Below are 3,360 nucleotides of genomic sequence, written 5' to 3' on the forward strand. Positions count from 1 at the left end.
TCACCGTGATGGTGGCAATGCGCTTTTCACGGTCGACCTGCGCATCAACGAGGCTGTATCGGTAGCCGGCATCATCAATGACGGCCTTCAGCGGTGTGAGTTCAATGCCTTTTGAGGCTGCAGCCCTTGTAGACTGTGCGCGAAGTGCTTCAATTTCTGTAGCAAGCAGATCGCCAAACTGCTGCGGCTTGGCGTGGGCGTCGATCAGTTTCCAGTCCTTGGCGCGGTCGGCGCGCACGCCTTCGCTGGTGGTGCAGAAGATGTCTGCCAGATCGCGGCGCACCTTGCGCTTGTCGGTCACGCGGGTCAGGCCGCCAGTGCCGGGCAACACACCCAGCAAGGGCACTTCAGGCAGGCTGACGGTGGAAGAACGGTCGTCCACCATGATGATACGGTCACAGGCCAGGGCCAGCTCGTAGCCGCCGCCGGCACACGCGCCGGTCACGGAGGCAATCGCCTTGAGGCCGTCATGGCGCGAGGAGTCTTCCAGGCCGTTGCGGGTTTCGTTGGTGAATTTGCAGAAGTTGACCTTCCAGCCGTGCGTCGACAGGCCCAGCATGTAGATGTTGGCGCCCGAGCACCAGATCTTTTCCTTGCCCGACTCGAACACCACCACCTTGACGGCCGGGTGCTCAAAGCGCACACGGTTGATCGCGTCGTGCAGTTCGATGTCCACGCCGAGGTCATAGCTGTTGAGCTTGAGCTTGTAGCCGGGCTTGATGCCGCCGTCTTCGTTGATGTCCAGCTTCAGACGCGCGACGTCACCCTCCACGCTCAGCGTCCAGTGCTGGTATTTGCTGGGGTGGGTGGAGAAACTCACGAGCTCGCGCTCCTGGCCTTCGATGACCTGTTTGAATAAAAGCGGTTCTGTCATGGCGTTCATGGGGTGTCTCCGGTTATGCCCGTTCGACGGTGTCGCGGACGGTTGTTTTGGGAACGGCGCGTTCCAGGTCTTTGAGGCTTTGTTTCAGTGTGCGCGCAGCGGTATCAACCACGGCGTCGGCGCGGGCATAGAGCGCTTCGCGGCTCGAAAGGATGCGGCGGATGTCTTCCATCGCCTCGTCGGTCGCGCCGCGGGTCGTGTCGAAAGGCCGCATGTCGCCCTGGGCCACCACGCGGGCCATGTGTTCTTCGGGGCTGGCTTTGAGCCAGACGCAGTAAAAACGGCTTTGCAGCAAATCGAAGGTTTCGCGCTCGCTCACGATGCTGCCGCCCGTGGTCATGACAACGCCATCCGGGTGGTCTTCGGCGATGCGGAACAGCGCGCGGCGCTCATAGCGCCGGTAGCCGGCCTGCCCATGCAGCAGCAAAATTTCGTTCATGCTGGTACCGGCTTCGCGTTCAATCTCGCGGTCCAGCTCGATAAAAGGCACGCCACGCTCGGCCGCCAGCTGGCTGCCCAAGGTGGACTTGCCGGCGCCACGCAGGCCGATCAGCGCGACCCGCTGCTCGCGGCCCAATGAGTCGCTGAGGCCGAAGGTGCTGCCGAGCAGGCTGTAGGCCTGGTCCAGTTGCGAATCATCCAGCCGCGTCAACAAGCCCTGCACACGGGCCAAAGCCGGCCGCGGCGCGTCCTGCAGCAGCTCAAGGATAGAGATGTTCAGCGCGCGGGCCGCGGCTTCCAGGGAATTGATCGAAACGTTGCCCTTGCCGGTTTCCACATCGGCCAGAAAGCGTTCGCTCAGGCCAGAGTCCGACGCCAGCTGTTTGCGCGTCATGCCCCGGCGCGCGCGCCACGCACGAACGCGGGCGCCCAGTTCACTGAGCGTGGCTTTCGATTCCTGTTCGGACATGATTTCCAAGAAGCACCTGTGTAAAAAGTCGCCCTTTCAGGGCTTTGCCAGTTGCATTTCGTCTAAATTGCAGTATACTTCAGGTTAAATTGATGTCAAGCAGTTTAGTGCATCTTTTATTTGGAGACTTCTTGATGAAACTCAAAATCCTTGTAGGTACCATGACCAGTACCGCCGACTATGTGGCACAGGCCATACAGATRGATTGCGCCGACCTCGTGAGCGACATTGAAGTCGAACTGATGGACAACCTGGACATCAGCGTCTTTGATGCTTCGAAGGCGGAAGATGCACTTTATCTCATCTGCAGTTCTACCTACGGCTCTGGTGATGTACCCGACAACGCCCGTGCCCTCTACGAATCATTGAGCGCCAACCCACAATTCCTGGGGCATGTGCGCTACGGCGTTATCGCGCTCGGCGACCGTACCTATATGCAGACCTTCTGCTTCGGCGGCAAGAAGTTCGACGAACGCCTGACCGACCTGGGCGCCCAGCGCATCGGCGATATCTGGTGCCACGACGCCAGCAGCGGAACCATGCCCGAAACAGAAGGCACTGAGTGGTGCCGCCAGTGGCTCACCGGCGCACTGCAGACGCTGGGAGCAAGCCCGGCCACCGCTTGATCTGCATCATGAATTTATAAGAAATCGGCCCGTAGCGCTTGATGTGCATGCGCAAGCAGCTACCAAAATAATAGCAAGAGCAATCTGGAGACAAGCATGCAAGCAAGCAGCGCAGACCATTCGGCAAGCCCGCCACGGGTAACCATTCCGCGCAATTACAACGCCGCGCACGACCTGCTGCAGCGCAATGCCGGCCGTGCGGGCAAGGTCGCCTTCATCGATGCCACCACCGGCGAGGCGCTGACTTACGGCGAACTCATCGACCAGGCCCACCGTTTTGCCAACGCCTTGCGTGCCCAGGGGGTGGCCCCTGAAAGCCGCGTGCTGCTGGCCATGCTGGACACGCCGCAGTGGCCCGTCGCTTTCCTCGGCTGCATTCTTGCGGGTGCGGTGCCCGTGGCGGCCAACACCCTGCTCACACCTCCCGACTTCGAGTTCATGCTGCGCGACTCGCGGGCACAGGGCCTTATCGTCTCCAGTGCCCTGCTCCCGGCCTTTGAGCCACTGCTCAAAAAAATGGACACGCTAAAAACCGTGATCGTCGCCGGCATTGAAGAATCCCCGCGATATCCCACGCTGAGTGGCGTCCTGCGTGCGCAAGAAGCTACCAAAACCATAGCAGACACCTGCGCCGATGGGGTCTGCTTCTGGCTTTACTCCAGCGGCTCGACCGGTGCACCCAAAGGCACCGTACACCTGCACAGCCACCTGATCCAGACGGCCGAGCTGTATGGCCGCGGCGTGCTTGGCATCCGGGAAGACGACGTGGTGTATTCCGCTGCCAAGCTCTTTTTTGCCTACGGCCTGGGCAACGCACTGACTTTTCCCATGAGTGTGGGTGCCACCACGGTGTTGCTGCCCGCGCGGCCCACGCCTGCTGACGTGTTTGCATTGCTCAAAAAATACCAGCCCACGATTTTTTATGGTGTGCCCACCTTGTA

Annotated in this window: 4 protein-coding genes; 2 read left to right on the forward strand and 2 right to left on the reverse strand. The window is 60.5% G+C overall.

Annotated elements, in window-relative coordinates; genetic code table 11:
• The coding region (locus AC1D1X_RS18965; protein ID WP_477698891.1) for an enoyl-CoA hydratase-related protein at window positions 1-874 on the reverse strand (874 nt) is incomplete at its 3' end.
• 22 nt (window positions 875-896) lie between these two features.
• On the reverse strand, window positions 897-1,793 hold the full coding sequence (locus AC1D1X_RS18970; RefSeq protein ID WP_477665943.1) for a helix-turn-helix transcriptional regulator: 897 nt from the start codon (window positions 1,791-1,793) through the stop codon (window positions 897-899).
• A 134-nt stretch (window positions 1,794-1,927) separates the two neighbouring features.
• On the opposite strand from AC1D1X_RS18970, the gene AC1D1X_RS18975 reads away from it, so the two are divergent.
• Both AC1D1X_RS18975 and AC1D1X_RS18980 read left to right on the forward strand, forming a co-directional pair.
• Complete coding sequence (locus AC1D1X_RS18975; protein ID WP_477698889.1) at window positions 1,928-2,419, forward strand: flavodoxin domain-containing protein; 492 nt, start codon at window positions 1,928-1,930, stop codon at window positions 2,417-2,419.
• Window positions 2,420-2,515: 96 nt separating this feature from the next.
• On the forward strand, window positions 2,516-3,360 hold an 845-nt coding region (locus AC1D1X_RS18980), incomplete at its 3' end, for an AMP-binding protein (protein ID WP_477698890.1).

Source organism: Polaromonas sp. P1_G4, from assembly GCF_056405475.1.

What these genes read in the sequence shown, in the direction of transcription:
- AC1D1X_RS18970 (WP_477665943.1), bottom strand. Translation starts at nt 1,793, where the DNA reads ATGTCCGAACAGGAATCGAAAGCCACGCTCAGTGAACTGGGCGCCCGC.